The sequence below is a fragment of the Marinobacter arenosus genome (assembly GCF_019264345.1).
In the GTDB taxonomy this organism is placed as follows: domain Bacteria; phylum Pseudomonadota; class Gammaproteobacteria; order Pseudomonadales; family Oleiphilaceae; genus Marinobacter; species Marinobacter arenosus.
The window spans coordinates 1073030-1090917 of sequence record NZ_JAHVAO010000001.1 but is presented as its reverse complement, the minus strand read 5'-3'; the positions used below and the strand labels follow the sequence as shown (position 1 = coordinate 1090917).

Genomic DNA, 17888 nt, shown 5'->3' with positions numbered 1-17888 from the left:
GTGGTGATAGATAGATGACAAAAGTCGCTGTAGTAATTCCTTGTTATAGAGTTCAAAAGCATATCTGTGGTGTTATCAGCTCAATTGGCGATGAGGTCCAGAGTATTTATGTTATAGATGATGCTTGCCCCGAAGGGTCTGGGGACTTTGTACGAGACAATGTACTTGATGATCGCGTCACAGTTGTCTGGCATGAAGAGAACGCTGGCGTTGGCGGCGCTGTACTGACAGGGTATGCGAAGGCCTTATCCGAAGGCGCTGATATCGTAGTGAAAATTGACGGTGATGGCCAAATGGATCCATCACTTATTAACGAATTCGTTGCTCCCATAGCTCGAGGCGAAGCTGACTACACCAAGGGAAACCGCTTTTATGATCTTGAGAAGGTCAGTGCGATGCCTAAGTTGCGTCTGTTTGGGAATGCTGTTCTCTCTTTTATGACAAAATTTTCTTCAGGTTATTGGAACATTTTTGACCCGACAAATGGATATACCGCGATTCATAAAGACCTGATTACGCATTTGCCTTTTTCTAAAATTAGTAAAAGGTACTTCTTTGAAACAGATATGCTCTTCCGTCTAAATACCTTGCGAGCGGTTGTTGTTGATATCCCTATGGACGCACGTTATGAAGACGAAGTTAGCAATTTAAAAATTTCAGATATTGTTGGTGAATTTCTTCGAAAGCATTTGAGAAATTTTTTCAAACGGATTTTTTATAATTATTATTTACGAGATATGTCCATAGCATCGATTGAGTTGCCTGTAGGGATTCTGATGATAATGTTTGGAATCTTTTATGGGGTTGCAAACTGGACAGTTAATTCAGGGGTTGGTGTGGAAACGTCTGCAGGTACTGTTATGCTCGCGGCGTTACCGATTATTATAGGGCTCCAGTTGATTTTGGCCTTTTTAAGTTTTGATATGTCGTCTACACCCAGACGAATTGTCCATAGGCGTTGAATGTTTTATGAGTAGGTTTTTCAAATGATATATTTTGTTGCAGTTGTTTGTGTGGTTGGTATAGCTAGCGGCCAGTTGTTGTTTAAAGCTAGTGCCATGTCTTTTGAGGTGGCGAATAATTACTTTGACAAAAAAGGCCTGCTAATCCTTGCGTTGGCCTTATTTGTATACGGGTTCACAACTCTTGCTTGGGTGTGGGTTCTTCAAAAGCTTTCGCTTGGCAAAGTTTACCCATTTATGGCGTTGGCTTTTTTAATTGTGCCGATCGCCAGTTATTTCGTATTTCACGAGAGATTTACAGCTCAGTATTATTTAGGCGTTGTTTTAATTATGGTTGGTATTTACTTTACCGTAAAGGCCTAAATATGATTCAGTTTCAGGTGCCCCATCTAATGAAGTTGTTTTTTTCCTTGCTGAGTATAGTCTCGGTGGCCTTTGTTATTTATCGGATTGGCTTAGATGTTTGGGTCGCTCTTTTTTTCTTGCTACCAATTTTATATTTTCAAAACATAGCTCTGTCGTTTCCTCCATCGGCTGGCGCGAGACTCGAAAAACCAAAAATAAATTTTGGTTTAATTTTGGTGTTATTTTGTGCTTTCGTTTTCGTTTCTGTCAATTTCAAATATGGGTATGTTCTACCTGCGCACGATCCCATAGCGATTCCATTACTTTCTAAGCATATTTTCGATGGGGCCTTGTCCCTTGAGGTTTTTCCTCAAGGTAGTTCTGCCTACTCGTATCCTCCAGGCTATCCACTCTTGTTGGCCCCGCTGTGGTTGATACTGCCTGCTAAAGACTTATATTTCGCTTTTAAGGTCATCAACCTTCTGGTTGTTTCTTTTATTCCTTTTGCTTGGGCTTGGATGATTGGTCGTTTATTCTTTCGTAACTTTTCATTGCTTATCCTTACCCTGCTGAGTTATTTGGCATTTTTTGGCCTCGAGAGAACACTTGGTTTTGCACTACCATTTGCTGGAAAGAATGCAGTTTTGCTAGGGCTATTGTTGGCTCCAGTGGTTTGTGTAGGAATGATATCCTGCTCTTTTGAAAGGCGTATCTGGGCGCTATTGATTTTACCTTTTTTCGGCTTGGTGTTAATACATTATTCAATGTTACATCTTCTTGCCGCCTTGATAGGTGGCTATGTCTGCGCAGAAGCCGTTGCTGGAAAGATCCGGACGAATCAAGTACTTCGGCTTCTTGGAATTGGGGTTTCGGTATTTGGACTGTTACTTTTATTTTTAAGTGAAGCCTTATTTGATCCGCGCTCTGCAGGGTTCAGTTGGACTCCTATCTCGGGATTAAGTTCTCTGTTGAGCATGCTTGTATCGAGTAGTCCCGGCATTGTCATTTTTATGGATGCTGATTTTGGTTTGTCAGGTTCACCATTTCGCGGTGTTTTGTTGATTTTTATCAGTTTTTTGTCTGTTCTTGCTGGCGTAAGGTTTAATCAAAAAGGCTTGATCAGGGCGGCGCTCTTCTCAATTTTTTCGATCTTGTTCGCGTTGCTTATGGCATTTAGCATTGTCCCCACGGGATTGTCGTTGGACTTTGCCCGGTGGTTTTTATGGGCTCAACAGGCAATGGTATTTTTAGTTTTTCTGATCGCGCTCCACCTGACCCTTACGAAATCCCATGGTTGGCTGAAGGCGGCCACTAGCTTGGTTTTATGTTTCGTTCTTGTTTTCGGATTTGTTCAGGCTAGAGCTGATTTCGCAGTTTTCAAAGCAGTAAACAAAGCTCAAATAATAGAGCGAGCTGACATTGCTGCAATGACTGCTGTTATCGAACGGACGGTGGGTGAAGGGGAGTGCTCGCTAATAAGCGACTCGATGGCATTTCCCGAACGTTTGATTGTCATCCAGCGGTCCAAAGTGTGGGAATATGCAGAAAGCGCATCCAATTGCGTCTTCCTCAATGGATCGTGGATGCAACCTGGCGTAGCCGGAGGTAGAAAACTTGATGGATTTCCATCATCGAGGGCTCTGGAAGGTGCCCTTGAGAAAGGAACCGTTCTGTTCATTGGCCCCAAAAACAGGCTGATGAGCTATCAGGAATCTCTGAGTACAGTTGGTCTCCACATCGGCTCCTCACTGATTGATCAAGTCGGAGGGGTCGAGGTGTGGTTAGTCTTTGGTTCCGATAGCAATTGATTAAGGGCTTCCCAATAAGACCGGCTGAACCGTTCGACGAGGATGGCAAGTTTCGGTGACCGCCTCGTCCGTTTGGGCGGTGAAATTCTTGAAAATTTCTTTGTGACGAGGGCGAGCGCTATTAGTTCCACCGTTTTAGTAACAGGAGCCACTGGGTTTGTAGGCGGGGCGTTGGTTCGCGCACTCCTTTGCGAGGGTTTTAAGATACGCTGTCCAACGCGTACGCCCAAACTTGGTATGCCTGAAGGTGTAGATCAGGTGACGGGATGTGATCTATGCAATGATGATAATTGGGGCCAGGTTCTGATCGGCGTAGATTTCGTTGTTCATTGTGCCGCACAAGTTCATGTCATGAATAATCATTCACTAGATCCTATGGAGGAATACAGTCGGGTGAATGTCGAAGGTACCCTGCGAGTAGCCAGGCTAGCAGCGAAAGCGGGCGTTAAGCGGTTCTTATTCTTGAGTTCCATTAAGGTACTGGGCGAATCAACAGCAGCGGGCGCCCCATTTCGTGAAGAAGATGAACCGGCACCGAAGGAAGCCTACGGTCGGTCAAAGTTAGAAGCGGAGAAAGCACTTTTTGAGCTTTCGTCCGAGACCGGGATGGATGTAGTAGTCGTCCGCTGCCCGCTAGTTTATGGTCCAGGTGTTGGCGGCAATTTCAGGGCTCTGATGCGGCTCTCTGATTCGGCGATGCCTTTGCCTTTTGGAAATATCCGTAATCTGCGCAGCATGGTGTTTATTGGGAATTTGGTTGACTTTTTAAGCCACGTTTTGAAAACACCCATAGCGTCAAACCAGGTATTTTTAATCAGTGATGGCGAGGATATTTCGACTCCTCACTTGATTCGGGCTATTCGAGAGGTGCTCGGGCGACCTTATATGCTGTGGAGCTTTCCATATTCATGGATTCGGGTGCTGGCTCGAATTGCTGGGAAAGAGGCTGTTTTTTCAAGATTGTTTGACTCACTTCAAGTGGATTCGAATAAGTCTCAGCGTTTACTGAAGTGGTCTCCGCCATATCCGTTGTCGGAAGGGTTAGCCGCAACGGTCCGAGCCTATAAGGGGCAAAAATCGACGGCGGGCTGGGTGTAGCAAATTATGTTTCGCTTTCTTGATATTATTTTTGCATCTCTGGGCTTAGTAACCGCGTTCCCCCTGATTGGAGTGCTTTTGATTGTTGGGTATTTCGATACGGGCTCGCCGATATTCCGGCAGCAGCGCGTGGGCAGGGATGGCAATCCATTTGTGCTGGTTAAATTCCGGACGATGCGAGTCGGTACACTCTCAGTGGCCAGTCATCTGGCCAGTTCTGAGGATATTACATCTTTCGGTCATTTTTTGCGGAGAACCAAACTGGATGAGTTACCCCAGCTCTGGAATGTGTTGAAAGGAGATATGAGCTTAGTGGGGCCTCGTCCGTGTTTGCTGACTCAGAAACAATTGATCCATGAACGGAAGATTCGAGGAGTGCTTTCGGTGCGCCCCGGGATTACTGGTTTAGCGCAGGTTCAGGGAGTTGATATGTCTGTGCCGGAGCGTTTGGCTGAAATTGATGCCATAATGCTGGGAAAATTGACTGTGGCAACTTATTTCAAGTACCTCATTCAGACCGTAGTAGGAAAGGGGCGCGGAGATCGGGTGTTGTGAGGTTGCTAGGAGCTATGAGACCACAAAACTGTCAGGATGACCGAAGGCCATGTTCGAATACTTTCTGAATTTGTCCCGCCCGCGCAAGCGCGTTATCTCTGTAGGCGTCGATGTATGTGGCTTGTCTGTCTCCCTGTGGGTGGCATTCGTACTTCGCCTGGATAACTTACTCTGGTCTCCGGATCAGAGACAGGTTGCGGTTTTTGCGGCAACCATTGCGCTCACTATTTTTGGATTCATCCGTCTTGGGTTGTATCGCGCCATTGTTCGTTACATGAGCGATAAGGCGTTCCTCACTATCCTTTACGGTATTGGCATTTCTGCGGCTTCGTTGATTGTCCTGGGCCACTGGTTTGAAATTTTTCTTCCTCGCTCGGTACCTTTGATTTATGCGCTTCTGTCTTTCAGCTTTGTTGCAGGCAGCCGGATGTGGGTGCGGGTGATGCTGAATCGTCCCAGTTACCGGAATAAGGAGCGCGTTGCGATCGTTGGGGCGGGACCAACAGGTGTTCAGCTGGCCAATGCGTTGTCGACAGGCATTGAATATCAGCCTGTTGTTTTCATAACGTTGGATAGCTCAAAGCATAAGGCGCTCATCCATGGCGTGCCAGTAGTTGGTTTGGACCACATGGAGTTTGCAATCAGAAAGCACCGGGTTCGTAAATTGTTATTGGCACTCGAGCCCGCCACGAAGGTCAATCGCAAGCAGCTGATTGGTCGGCTTGAGACTCTGGGGGTTCCAGTTCAGCGTACACCCGGCGTTCAGGAGCTGATCTCAGGTCAGGCCAGAATCAACGACATCCGAGACCTTGAGCTTGCTGACTTGCTCGGGCGCGACCCTGTTGAGCCGGATAACGCAATGGTGGCCGCCAGCCTCTATCAAAAATCCGTAATGGTGACGGGCGCGGGCGGATCGATTGGCTCAGAGCTATGTCGCCAGATCATCCGGCACAAGCCCAAGTGCCTGGTTCTTTTTGAGCAAACCGAGTTTTCGCTGTACCGGATTGAGCGTGAGTTGGCCTCGATTAACCAGATCAACGGCTTGGGTGTGGAACTGCATGCAGTCCTGGGAAGCGTTGTACATCGCCGACGGTGTGAAACTGTGATGCGTTCGTTCGGTGTTAGCACGGTTTACCATGCAGCTGCTTACAAGCATGTTCCCCTTGTTGAGCACAATGTGATCGAAGGGGTGCAAAACAACGTGTTTGGCACGGCTCATGCTGCTGAGGCGGCAATTTCAGCCGGCGTCGAACGCTTTGTTTTAATCTCGACAGACAAGGCGGTTCGCCCAACGAACGTAATGGGCGCCAGCAAACGAATGGCCGAACTGGTACTCCAGGGCTTGGCTGCCCGACAGAGCAGCACCGTATTCTCAATGGTTCGCTTCGGAAACGTGCTGGGCTCCTCCGGTTCTGTGGTTCCCTTGTTTAGAGACCAGATCCGGGATGGCGGTCCTGTCACAGTTACCCATCCGGACATCATCCGTTATTTTATGACTATTCCGGAAGCCAGCCAGCTAGTTTTGCAGGCAGGTAGCATGGGGCGCGGCGGCGAGGTTTTTGTCCTGGATATGGGGGAACCCGTTAAGATTGCTGATTTGGCCAGGAAGATGATCCATCTGATGGGCCTGACCGAGAAATCGGAGGAAGTTCCCGATGGGGATATCGAGATTGTATTCACGGGTTTGCGTCCCGGGGAGAAGCTCTACGAGGAATTGTTGATTGGTGATAACCCCCAGGGGACTCAGCACCCAAGAATCATGATGGCCCGGGAGGTATCGATGTCCCCGGAGGATCTTAAGGTTACGCTGAATGGGCTGCTGGGCGCGAGTCAGGAATTTGACTGTAGCCGTGTTGTCGAAATACTTTGTTCCGCACCGACTGGCTTTGCGCCTACAGGTGAGGTGGCCGACTTGGTTTGGTGCAATAAAGAGAAAGTGCCAGCGGTTGTGTCCTCAGAGATTACCAATATCAGGCGCTTTCCGTCCTGAAGTGAGACAAGTAGCATTGGCGCCAGGGTCAGTATGGGGGGCAGATCAACAAGATCTTGCCCCTTTTTTCTTTTATCATCGGACTGAGGTAATGCTCATACGCGAGTGCCTGATCCAAAACATCTGAACCGAGGCGATTCGATACAAATGTTCAACAACAGTTCTATCCTGGTCACCGGCGGCACAGGCTCGTTTGGTCACACCTTCGTGCCTATGCTCCTCGAGAAATTCAATCCGAGGCGCGTCATTGTTTTTTCCAGGGATGAGATGAAGCAGTGGGAGATGGCCAAGAAATTTGCCGGCGATCACCGGGTTCGTTTTTTCATCGGTGACGTTCGTGACAAGGATCGCCTGTATCGTGCCCTGGATGGCGTCGACTACGTGGTACACGCCGCCGCGACCAAGATTGTCCCGACGGCCGAATACAACCCGTTCGAGTGCATCAAGACCAATATCAATGGTGCAATGAACCTCATTGATGCCTGTATCGATAAGGGCGTTAAGCGCGTTGTGGCACTTTCCACCGACAAGGCAAGCAGCCCCATCAATCTGTACGGCGCGACCAAACTCGCCTCGGACAAGCTGTTTGTTTCCGGTAATTCCTACGCGGGCAGCCACGATACCCGCTTTGCAGTCGTGCGGTACGGCAACGTAATGGGCTCTCGAGGGTCGGTCATTCCGTTTTTCATGTCGCTCAGGGAAAAGGGTGTTCTGCCGATTACCGATGAGCGAATGACGCGTTTCATGATTTCGCTGGAGGATGGCGTTGAACTGGTCTGGCACGCGTTTGAGGATATGGAAGGTGGTGAGATCTACGTGAAGAAGATTCCTTCCATGAAGGTGACGGATCTAGCCCGGGTGGTCGCTCCTGAAGCGAAGCAGGAGATCGTCGGTATCCGCCCCGGCGAGAAGCTGCACGAACAGATGATTGGTGCAGAAGACGCTTACTACACGTACGAGTATCCGGAACACTTCAAGATCCTGCCGGCGATTCACGATTGGAGCTCGGACGCGAATCGGATCAAGGACGGCAAGCGGGTCCCGGAAGGGTTTATCTACTCCAGTGACAATAATTCCGAGTGGATGTCCGATGAGGAGTTGCAGGCCTGGATCGATTCGAACCGGGAAAAGATCGGGAGCCTGTGATCCATGATTCCCTACGGTCGGCAGGAAATCACCCAGCAGGATATTGATGCTGTTGTTGAGGTTCTCCAGTCAGATTTCCTGACCCAGGGGCCGAAAGTCCCGGCCTTTGAACAGAAAGTGGCCGAACACGTCGGCGCCCGCTTTGGCGTGTCAGTGAACAGTGCGACCTCCGCGCTGCATATTGCGAGCGCGGCTCTGGGGCTGTCGGAAGGGGATTGGCTTTGGACATCGCCTGTGACGTTTGTGGCATCCGCCAATTGCGGTCTTTACTGCGGGGCCAGGGTGGATTTTGTTGATATCGATCCCGCAACCTACAACCTCTGTCCCCGGGCACTGGAACGCAAACTGGAGCGCGCGAAGGTTGAAGGCAGGTTGCCCAAGGTCGTGGTAGCGGTTCATTTGTGTGGGCAGCCCTGTGACATGGCCGCGATCAAATCCCTGGCCGATCGCTATGGTTTTCGGGTGATTGAGGATGCCTCCCACGCCATTGGTGGGAAATACCGGGGCGAATTCATCGGGAACGGTCGCTACAGCGATATCACAGTATTCAGCTTCCATCCGGTCAAGATAGTGACCACGGCGGAAGGCGGTATGGCCGTGACCAACGACCCGGAACTTGCCGCGAGTATGGAGCTTTTGCGAAGCCACGGGATTACCCGGGATCCAGACCGAATGACGCACGAACCGGACGGCCCCTGGTATTACCAGCAGGTGGGTCTTGGGTTCAATTACCGAATGACCGAGCTTCAGGCAGCACTTGGTCTGAGCCAGATGGATCGGCTCGACAGTTTCGTTGCCCAACGTCACGAGTTGGCGAAACGCTATGACACCCTTCTTGCCGATCTTCCACTGACAAGACCGTTTCAGCATCCTGACAGCTATTCGGGGCTCCATCTTTATGTCGTGCGCTTGCATCTCACCGCCGCCGGGCTCTCCCATCGGCAAGTCTTTGAATCCATGAGAGAGCAGGGGGTCGGTGTCAATTTGCACTACATTCCAGTGCATACGCAGCCCTACTATGCCGCCATGGGATTTTCGCCGGAGGACTTTCCGGAAGCCATGAATTACTACGGGGAGGCAATCAGTCTTCCCATGTTCCACGGCCTGACGTTTGAGCAGCAGGACACCGTGGTGGCTGCATTAACGAAGGCGATCACTGCATGAAGGTCGCGATAATTCCAGCGCGCGGAGGTAGTAAGCGCATACCTCGAAAGAACATCCGGCAGTTTTGCGGAAAGCCCATGATTGCCTGGACCATTGACGCCGCAAGGCGAAGTGGGTGTTTCGATCGGATCATCGTTTCAACAGACGATGATGAAATCGCAAAGGTCGCTAAAGAACATGGCGCGGACGTCCCGTTCAGGCGACCGGATTCGCTGTCTGACGATCATGCAGGCACGATTCCCGTGATTCGACACGCAGTTTCCTGGTTGCTGGACAGCGGTTTTCCGGTGGATTATGCGTGCTGCATTTATGCCACCGCGCCGTTCCTGGCATCGGAAGACCTTCAGCAGGGTGAACGGAGATTGCTTGAAGCCCGGTGCAGCTTTGCCTTTTCAGTGACAAGTTATGCCTTCCCCATCCAGCGGGCGTTGCGGTTGCAGCCAGGAGGCCGGGTGGAAATGTTTTACCCGGAGCAGTTTGCAACGCGCTCCCAGGATCTGGAAGAGGCGTGGCACGATGCCGGTCAATTCTACTGGGGAACGGCGGATGCGTGGATTGAGGAGCGCGTTATCTTCAGTCCGGATTCCGTAGCCGTGCCGGTTCCTCGATATCGGGTTCAGGATGTGGATACCCCGGAGGATTGGACGTCTGCGGAGTATATGTTTGAAGTGTTGAGAGTCAGAAACAGCCATGGCGGATAGAGCGCTTGTCGTTTTCCGAGTCGATGCGTCTCTGGACATTGGTACCGGCCACGTGATGAGGTGCTTGACACTTGCCGATGCCCTCCGTGCAAACGGCTCTCGCTGTATCTTCATTCTGCGAAACCTGCCGGGCAACCTTGAAAACGTGGTAAGGGGCAGAGACCACGAGGTCAGGATGCTTCCGGAGCGCAGTATATTGGCTACCGAAGCGCTTCCCGGTCACGCTGGCTGGCTTCAGACGGACTGGCAAACAGACGCCGCGGATACCATCGCCGCCATGGACGGAGTGCAGCCCGACTGGTTGGTGGTGGATCACTACGCCATTGATGGCAGGTGGGAACGTGCCCTCGCCGGCAACGCGCAGTCGTTGTTGGTGATTGATGATCTTGCCGACCGAGCCCATGCCTGTGAGATGTTACTGGACCAGAATCTGGGGCGAAGGCAGAGCGATTATGACGGTTTACTGCCTCAGTCTACGGTCAGGTTGATAGGTCCCCAGTACGCTCTGTTGAGACCCGAATTCGAACAGAGTCGAGCATACAGCCTTGCTCGGCGGCAATCCGGTGCGGTTGAAACTATTCTAGTGAGTATGGGTGGCGTTGACATTGAGAATGTAACGGCCGATGTTCTGGGCGCCCTGGATGGCATTGAAGAACTGTCGCCCTGTCACGTTATCGTCGTGTTGGGAGCGGGTTCCCCCCACGCCGAGCAGATCTCCGGTCTGGTTCAGCAAATGCGCCTCGATGCGCGACTATTGGTGAACGTTGGAGATATGGCTTCACTGCTGTCTGATGTCGATCTGGCCATCGGCGCCGCAGGAGGCTCTGCCTGGGAGCGGTGCTGTCTTGGATTGCCGTCCTTGTTGGTTGTGATGGCCGACAACCAGAAGCAAGGCACGGATGCGCTGGACAAAACCGGGGCAGCGCTTTCAGTCGGGGATAGAAGACATGTGTCGGAACATTTGGCTGGCGCTGTCAGGCTGATGCTCGACCCTGCGAAGATCCGCGCCATGAGTGATCGGGCGGCTTCATTGTGTGATGGGCAGGGGCCCAGCCGGGTGATCAGGCAAATGGTTGGAGAGACAGAGTGAGAGTTGGTGAGCTAAGGCCAATGGTTGCCGGGGATCTTGATCGTGTGCTCGCCTGGCGAAACCATCCGACTGTCCGTCGGTACATGTACACCAGCCATGAAATTGCGCCAGAGGAGCATCAGCGTTGGTTTGAACGGGTAAGCAAAGAGCGTGGCGTTTCACCACTGATCTATGAAGTGAACGGCACCCCCCTCGGCTTCGTCAGTATTTCTTCAACACGCTGGCAGGGAATAGCCGACTGGGGATTTTACCTGGCGCCAGACGCCGAGAGTGGGACCGGTCGCGGACTGGGGCAGGCTGCGCTTCAGCATGCGTTTGAATCCATGAACTTACATAAGCTGTGTGGGCAGGCACTGGGCTTCAACGAGCGATCGATCCGTTTCCATACAGCGTTGGGGTTCACGCGTGAGGGCACGCTTCGGGATCAGTTCTTCGACGGTGAGCAGTATCATGACATTATCTGTTTTGGGATTCTTGCCGCAGAATGGCGGAATCCGGATTCGTAACCAATAGGCGTATTTATGACTGAGGCGACAATAACCATCGACGGACGGGACATTTCCCGACATCAGCCGCCGTATATTATTGCGGAACTGTCGGCCAATCATAACGGCAAACTTGAAACCGCGATGAAAATCATTGACGAGGCGGTCAGAGCGGGAGCGGACGCCGTCAAGCTGCAAACCTATCGCCCTGACACAATTACCCTTGATTCTCATGGCGAGGAGTTCTGCATCAAGGGCGGTCTGTGGGATGGTCGAACGCTTTATGAACTCTATGAAGAAGCGCATATGCCGTGGGAATGGCACAAGCCGCTTTTTGATCATGCCCGCAAGCTGGGTATTACCATTTTCAGCTCACCGTTCGATACCACTGCGGTCGATTTGCTCGAGGATCTCGGTGCCCCGGCCTACAAGATTGCGTCGTTCGAGGCAGTGGATTTGCCACTCATTGAGTATGTCGCCCGCACCGGCAAGCCGATGATCATTTCGACGGGAATGGCCGATGCAGAAGAGATTCGCGAAGCGGTGGACACCGCCAGAGGCGCCGGTTGCACCCAGCTGGCTATCCTGCACTGTGTGAGTGGGTACCCGGCACCGGCTGAGGATTACAATCTGCGTACCATCGTTGATATGCAGGAACGTTTCGGACTGGTTACCGGGCTTTCCGACCACACTCTTGATAACACCACGGCCATAGCCAGTGTTGTTCTCGGTGCGTCGATTATTGAAAAGCACTTCACCCTTGATCGCCAGGGGGGCGGACCGGACGATAGTTTTTCACTGGAACCGGAAGATCTGGCTGCGTTATGTCGGGACAGCAAGACGGCGTGGAGCGCCCTGGGACAGGTAGATTACGGCAGGAAGTCCAGCGAGCAGGGTAACGCCCAATTCCGACGTTCCCTCTATTTTGTCGAGGATATCAAGGCCGGGCAGATGATCTCCTCAAGCGACATTCGAAGCGTCCGCCCGGGCTTTGGTTTAGCGCCAAAGCATCTTAAAGACGTGGTAGGCCGGACTGCGACTCGAGATATTGAACGGCATTCTCCGGTCAAGAGAACGGATTTTCAGTAGGGATCAGGGCCGCCCCGGGTTTGATGGGTGCAGGCGTTAAGCACTGTTCAGATGTCATCATGGCAAAGGGACTTAAAATGAAGAATATTGCTGTTATTGGTCTTGGATACGTCGGCCTGCCGCTTGCCGCAGCATTTGGTGAGCAGCGTTCGGTGAAAGGGTTTGATATCAATAGTAAGAGAATTGCCGAACTGAGGGATGGGGTGGATTATACTCGTGAAGTCTCACGGGAAGAGTTAAAGAGTGCCTCAAAGCTTTCGTTTACCGATTCTCTTGAAGAGATTCGTGACTGCGAAATATATATCGTTACTGTTCCTACCCCGATTGACGAGTACAAGTCTCCGGATTTGAATCCGTTGATGCGGGCAAGCGAGAGTGTCGGTAGAGTTCTCAAAAAAGGCGATATTGTCATTTACGAATCCACGGTTTTTCCTGGCGCGACTGAGGAGGTTTGTGTCCCGATTTTGGAGCGTGAATCCGGATTAACCTTTAACAGCGATTTCTTCGCAGGGTACAGCCCAGAGAGAATTAATCCTGGGGATAGGGAGCATCGCGTTACAACCATCAGGAAAGTAACGTCGGGCTCCACGCCAGAGATTGCGGATGAAATCGATGCGCTTTATGCGAGTATCATTACAGCCGGGACTCATAAGGCCAGCTCTATCAAAGTTGCCGAAGCAGCGAAGGTGATCGAAAACACCCAGCGTGATCTGAATATTGCGCTGATGAATGAACTGTCGATGATTTTCTCCCGGTTGAAGATAGACACACACGAAGTGTTAGCCGCTGCCGCTACCAAATGGAATTTCCTGCCTTTTAAGCCGGGACTCGTCGGTGGGCATTGTATTGGTGTGGATCCCTACTATCTGACGCATAAGGCCCAGGCGATCGGGTATCATCCAGAGATTATCCTTGCCGGTCGGCGGGTAAACGACAAGATGGGCGCTTATTCGGCGGCTGAATTGGTTAAAGCAATGATCAAATCCGGACATACGGTTTCGACTTCCCGGGTTTTGATAATGGGGTTCACCTTCAAGGAGAACTGCCCGGACCTTCGCAATACCCATGTTATTGATGTGGTGAGAGAATTGCAGGATTTTGGTTGTCTGGTCGATATCACAGATTGTTGGGCCAGCTCTGATGAAGCGGAGCATGAATACGGAGTGTCGCTTGTTGGAGAGCCTCGGTTGGGGGAGTATGACGCCCTCCTCTTGGCTGTACCTCATCGGGAATACGCCAATAAGTCAGTCCAAGAATTGCGGGATTATCTGAAGGAAGATGGCATTTTTTTTGATCTCAAAGGTGTCTTTCCCTTGGGTTGCTCTGACCTGAGGCTTTGACCTTGAGGAAATATATACTGCTTGAGATGCCTGCTTTTTCGCTGACGACTGGGAACTGAGATCTGGGGAAGTGTTCTGCGTCATTTTTCGCTACTTCCCCCCAATAATCTATAACTGCACGGTTATTCTCCGTCTAAGCCATCGTTGAGCAGAACTTTTCATATGAGCCGTATGACACATCGATATCAATCTCCGCTGGCACCGGGAGTAAGGGCGACAGACAAGTTAATATTCTGGTCGCATTGGGCTTTAGCGACGGCTATTCAGACCTCCCTGTTAATTTTCCTCACTTTAAATAAAACCTCCGATGTGGCATCCCATTACCGGCTTCTGATCATTGTCTCGTCCCTCATCTCTGTACCGTTATGTGTTCTTTTCCGTGCCTTCAGTAGCCAGAACGGATACTTGATTGGCTTGGCCAGATTCGCAGCTGCCTGGGCAACACTGATGGCAACTCTTACGTTCCTGGCGTTTGTTACCAAAACCAGCGAGCTGTTCTCACGGGAAGTTATTCTTCAATGGATCGTTGGAGGAGCAGTCTTACAGGGGACAGCGCTTGTAGGTCTTCAGAGTGTATTCCTTCGGCTAGACCGAAACCATAGAAATTCAAGGCCGTCTTTGATCATCGGTACAGGGCGGCTGGCGCTGGATCTTGCGACCAAACTTAGTCATGAGCGAGGGGAGGTAATGCTTGGTTTGGTCAGTCTCGGCACTGCAGCACCGTTTAATGGCGAAGAAAATTCACAATTCCCGACGCTGGGAGCTGTGAGTGAGTTGCGCAGGATACTGAAGGATAATGATGTCAGTCGGGTCTACATTGCATTACCTGCAAAAGAAGCAGATCAGATAGAAGACCTGTATGTCGACCTGCTGGATGCTCAGGTCGATGTGGTTTGGATTCCTGATTTTGCCAACCTTAAGCTTTTGAATCACAGTGTTCATGACCTGGGCGGAATGCCTGCAATTCACCTCAATGAGAGCCCTCTGACATCCGATCCGGGTGCCGCGTTGATGAAATCCTTCCTCGAGCGTGGTCTTGCTCTGTTTGGCCTGGTTATGCTGGCACCGTTACTTATAGCCTGTGCTTTGGCTGTGAAGCTGTCATCGCCGGGACCGGTTCTTTTCCGGCAAGAGCGTCACGGTTGGAACGGTGCCATCATCGAAGTGCTGAAATTTCGATCTATGAGAGTTCATACAGATAACCAGTTAAAGCAAGCTCAAAAAGGTGATCCAAGAGTTACACCGGTCGGGCGCATTCTCAGACGGACATCGCTCGACGAACTCCCGCAGTTAATAAACGTGATCAAAGGAGACATGGCCTTGGTTGGCCCGCGTCCTCATGCGGTGGTTCACAATGATTATTATTCTGACAAAATTATCGCTTATATGGCACGACATCGAATCAAACCCGGTATCACTGGTATGGCCCAAATTAGCGGTTACCGCGGAGAGACGGAAACTCTTGAGAAAATGCAGAAGCGAGTAGAGCTGGATTTGGCCTACATCAACCAATGGAGTCTTTGGTTAGATATGAAAATATTGCTGAAAACTCCTCTTTCGTTATTCTCGGATGATATATATTGAATCGGCCTAGATTTGCCCATTTTTATATTGCGAGCCTGGACTACTGATCGCAGATCTTGGAGGAAAAGTTTTGTCATTTATTGTGTTCGCTTTGGTTTTCATTTTAACGGGAGAAATCGGGAGCGATAAGATTCCAAATTCAGAGCAGAACGCTGCTTTCCGGACCGGATGAAACGTGCATTGATTGGCCGGTTTCTTAATCTTGTCCTTAGGGGAGTAACACTTGTCAGTAAATTTTTGCTGATTGTTCTGCTGGCTCGTTTCCTTGAACCGGCTGATCTGGGACTCTTCGGTCTTTTGACCGTAACCATAAGCTACTCAATTTTCCTCGTAGGTTTCGATTTCTATATTTTTACCACCCGTGAGATTCTCAAGAGCTCTGCGAATGACCGTGGGCGACTGTTAAAAGGCCAGATTGGTTTTAGCCTAATTCTTTACTGTGTGTTCGTGCCGTTGTGTGTTTCGCTGTTTACTGTCGGGCTCCTACCATGGTGGTTGTTACCTTGGTTTCTAATTCTTTTAATTTTCGAGCATGTGGCTCAAGAGCTTAACCGCATCTTGGTGGCGCTATCTAGGCAAGTTATTGCTAGCTGGGTTCTTTTCTTTAGGGCGGGAGCCTGGTGCCTTGTGGTACTGGCCATCATGTATCTTGATCCTGAATATCGAAGTCTACAGACGGTTCTGGTCAGTTGGATTATTGGCAGCGTAATGGCAGTGGCAGTCGGGCTCTTGGTAGTTTTTCGTCAGGGCTTAGGAGGGTGGCAACTTCCCGTAGACTGGAACTGGGTAAAAAAGGGGGTCCGGATTACGGTGCCCATGCTGATCGCAACTCTCGCACTCCGTGGTATTTACACTTTTGACCGTTATTGGATCGAGGCGTTAACAAACCTTGAAGTGCTTGGCGTTTATGTTTTGTTCATGGGTATCTGTAATGCATTGCTAGCATTCATGGACGCTGCCGTGTTCACCTTCCTTTACCCAGCCATGATCGTTGCCCATACGAATCAGGATGCGCGAGGTTTCAGAATCAAATTCCGGCAACTAACCGCACAAACCATCACGTTGACACTGTTTTTCTCGATGGTGGCGTGGATAGTGGTTCCCTTTCTACTTGAATGGCTTGATCGTCCGGTATTCTCAGAATATCAATACCTTTTTTTGTGGTTGTTGGTGGCGAATATGCTTACTGTGCTGGGAATGATTCCACACTATGGCCTTTATGCGCAGGGCAATGATAAGCCATTGGTCGTAAGCCATATAGCAGGACTGATTGTTTTCGTTCTTACAACCGCGCTATCAACACTATTTAGCGGCGAGCTGGCAGTGCCTTTGGGGTTAATTGCTGCCTCCGGCTTCATATTGTTTTGGAAGACCCTGCAGTTTTTCCGGCTAACACCTCCCCTATGGCGATGAGCTCGGTCCGGCGTAATTGCCCACCGTTCGGATAGAAAAACTATGACAATACCTCAAAATGGTTACACAATAAGATGAGCGTCATTAATTTAGTGGTTGGCTTTACTCCTTATCATTCACTGTATGCAGAGTCATTTTTGGGTGAATTAAATGGAAAGACCTATTGCTTTTTTTCAAAAAGGCATCCAGATATCAGTTCTTTTCCTCAAGTTAAAATGATTGGAAGTAGAAAATCTTCCTTGTTGTCAATTTTTATTTATAGTATTTATGTTCGATTTTGGTTGCTTAGAAAGTTTAAGATAAATTTATATTGTCCTCACCCGTGTAATATTGCAGTGAATTATCTTTTTTTTAGCGGAAGGTGCTCCTCTGTCACCGTTTATGAAGATGGTGTTGCCAATTATTATGATGCAAGTCGGTCTGAGTGGACGCTGCCATTATATAAAACTGTTCTTTCTGCTCTGTTGTTGATGCCTTTTAGAAGCTATGCAGGTCATATTACCGGTTGTGACGAAATGTTTGTTGATCGGCTTTTTGTAAGTAGGCCAAAGTCCATTGTTAAGTCCTCGAGATTTCGACGGGTTTGTCACTTTGGATTGAAGTTAAAGGTAGGAAAGAGTGTCGGGAAAAAGGGAAAAATACTATTTCTTGATCAGCCTGTTCAGATTCCTGATGATCAGAAGGAGGAGAGGGTAAAGTTGGCCTTTGGCCAATTGAAACCTGGGGTGGAGGTTCACTATAAACCCCATCATGATTCCGTAAGCGATTTTGATTTCATGAAGAAACTGCCATCCAGTAAAGCTAAAATGCCAGCTGAGCAGTTGGTGGCCGTTGATGATTTTTCAGTTGTTGTAAGTTTTTACAGTTCGGCACTTTTAAATATTTCCACCATTTTTAAGAATGTGCGCTGTTACTACATTGTAGCAGACGAGAAGATGATCGAAGTCGATGGAAAAGCGATTAGAATATATGATTTCCTTGAACACTATGGTATATCTCCATTACATGGTTCCGAGCTTTTTGACGATTCATAATGTGGCTATTAATCCTGTTAGGGTTTTAGATGCAGAATTCTTGAATAATATTTAAAGTGTTAAGCTCGGTGATCTTCAAATTTT

Annotated in this window: 16 protein-coding genes; all 16 read left to right on the top strand. The window is 49.7% G+C overall.

The window, feature by feature from the left end:
- The first annotated feature begins 14 nt into the window (after positions 1-14).
- On the top strand, positions 15-962 hold the full coding sequence (locus KXD86_RS04980; RefSeq protein ID WP_218634957.1) for a glycosyltransferase family 2 protein: 948 nt from the start codon (positions 15-17) through the stop codon (positions 960-962).
- 24 nt (positions 963-986) lie between these two features.
- The gene (locus KXD86_RS04975) at positions 987-1325 is read left to right on the top strand and encodes an EamA family transporter (RefSeq protein ID WP_218634956.1); all 339 of its coding nucleotides are present in this window, start codon (positions 987-989) and stop codon (positions 1323-1325) included.
- Between the two features lie 29 nt (positions 1326-1354).
- A complete protein-coding gene (locus KXD86_RS04970) occupies positions 1355-3115 on the top strand; it encodes a hypothetical protein (protein WP_218634955.1) in 1761 nt (586 codons plus the stop codon).
- A 42-nt stretch (positions 3116-3157) separates the two neighbouring features.
- Positions 3158-4213: a UDP-glucose 4-epimerase family protein gene (locus tag KXD86_RS04965; protein ID WP_218634954.1), complete on the top strand. Its 1056-nt coding sequence runs from the start codon at positions 3158-3160 to the stop codon at positions 4211-4213.
- 6 nt (positions 4214-4219) lie between these two features.
- Entirely contained in the window at positions 4220-4768 is a 549-nt protein-coding gene (locus tag KXD86_RS04960; protein ID WP_218634953.1) for a sugar transferase, read from the top strand.
- 49 nt (positions 4769-4817) lie between these two features.
- Positions 4818-6758: a nucleoside-diphosphate sugar epimerase/dehydratase gene (locus KXD86_RS04955; protein ID WP_218634952.1), complete on the top strand. Its 1941-nt coding sequence runs from the start codon at positions 4818-4820 to the stop codon at positions 6756-6758.
- Between the two features lie 147 nt (positions 6759-6905).
- Positions 6906-7904 (top strand): UDP-N-acetylglucosamine 4,6-dehydratase (inverting), encoded by a 999-nt coding sequence (gene pseB / locus KXD86_RS04950; protein ID WP_218634951.1) that lies wholly within the window; start codon positions 6906-6908, stop codon positions 7902-7904.
- 3 nt (positions 7905-7907) lie between these two features.
- Positions 7908-9068, top strand: coding sequence for a UDP-4-amino-4,6-dideoxy-N-acetyl-beta-L-altrosamine transaminase (gene pseC / locus KXD86_RS04945; protein WP_218634950.1), 1161 nt, complete (start codon positions 7908-7910; stop codon positions 9066-9068).
- Positions 9065-9769, top strand: a complete 705-nt coding sequence (gene pseF, locus KXD86_RS04940) for a pseudaminic acid cytidylyltransferase (RefSeq protein WP_218634949.1) — start codon at positions 9065-9067, stop codon at positions 9767-9769. Before pseC ends, pseF begins: the two co-directional genes overlap by 4 nt.
- Positions 9759-10859 carry a UDP-2,4-diacetamido-2,4,6-trideoxy-beta-L-altropyranose hydrolase gene (gene pseG, locus KXD86_RS04935; RefSeq protein ID WP_218634948.1) on the top strand — a complete coding sequence of 367 codons (1101 nt, stop codon included), beginning with the start codon at positions 9759-9761 and terminating at the stop codon, positions 10857-10859. The genes pseF and pseG overlap by 11 nt, the downstream gene beginning before the upstream one ends.
- A 20-nt stretch (positions 10860-10879) precedes the next feature.
- Positions 10880-11365, top strand: a complete 486-nt coding sequence (gene pseH / locus KXD86_RS04930; protein ID WP_218636728.1) for a UDP-4-amino-4,6-dideoxy-N-acetyl-beta-L-altrosamine N-acetyltransferase — start codon at positions 10880-10882, stop codon at positions 11363-11365.
- A gap of 15 nt (positions 11366-11380) precedes the next feature.
- On the top strand, positions 11381-12433 hold the full coding sequence (gene pseI / locus KXD86_RS04925; protein WP_218634947.1) for a pseudaminic acid synthase: 1053 nt from the start codon (positions 11381-11383) through the stop codon (positions 12431-12433).
- 77 nt (positions 12434-12510) lie between these two features.
- A complete protein-coding gene (gene tviB / locus KXD86_RS04920) occupies positions 12511-13773 on the top strand; it encodes a Vi polysaccharide biosynthesis UDP-N-acetylglucosamine C-6 dehydrogenase TviB (RefSeq protein ID WP_218636727.1) in 1263 nt (420 codons plus the stop codon).
- A 171-nt stretch (positions 13774-13944) separates the two neighbouring features.
- Positions 13945-15357, top strand: coding sequence for an undecaprenyl-phosphate glucose phosphotransferase (locus KXD86_RS04915; RefSeq protein WP_376770967.1), 1413 nt, complete (start codon positions 13945-13947; stop codon positions 15355-15357).
- 168 nt (positions 15358-15525) lie between these two features.
- Positions 15526-16770, top strand: a complete 1245-nt coding sequence (locus KXD86_RS04910) for a lipopolysaccharide biosynthesis protein (RefSeq protein ID WP_218634945.1) — start codon at positions 15526-15528, stop codon at positions 16768-16770.
- Positions 16771-16844: 74 nt separating this feature from the next.
- A complete protein-coding gene (locus tag KXD86_RS04905; protein WP_218634944.1) occupies positions 16845-17804 on the top strand; it encodes a polysialyltransferase family glycosyltransferase in 960 nt (319 codons plus the stop codon).
- Positions 17805-17888 lie beyond the last annotated feature (84 nt).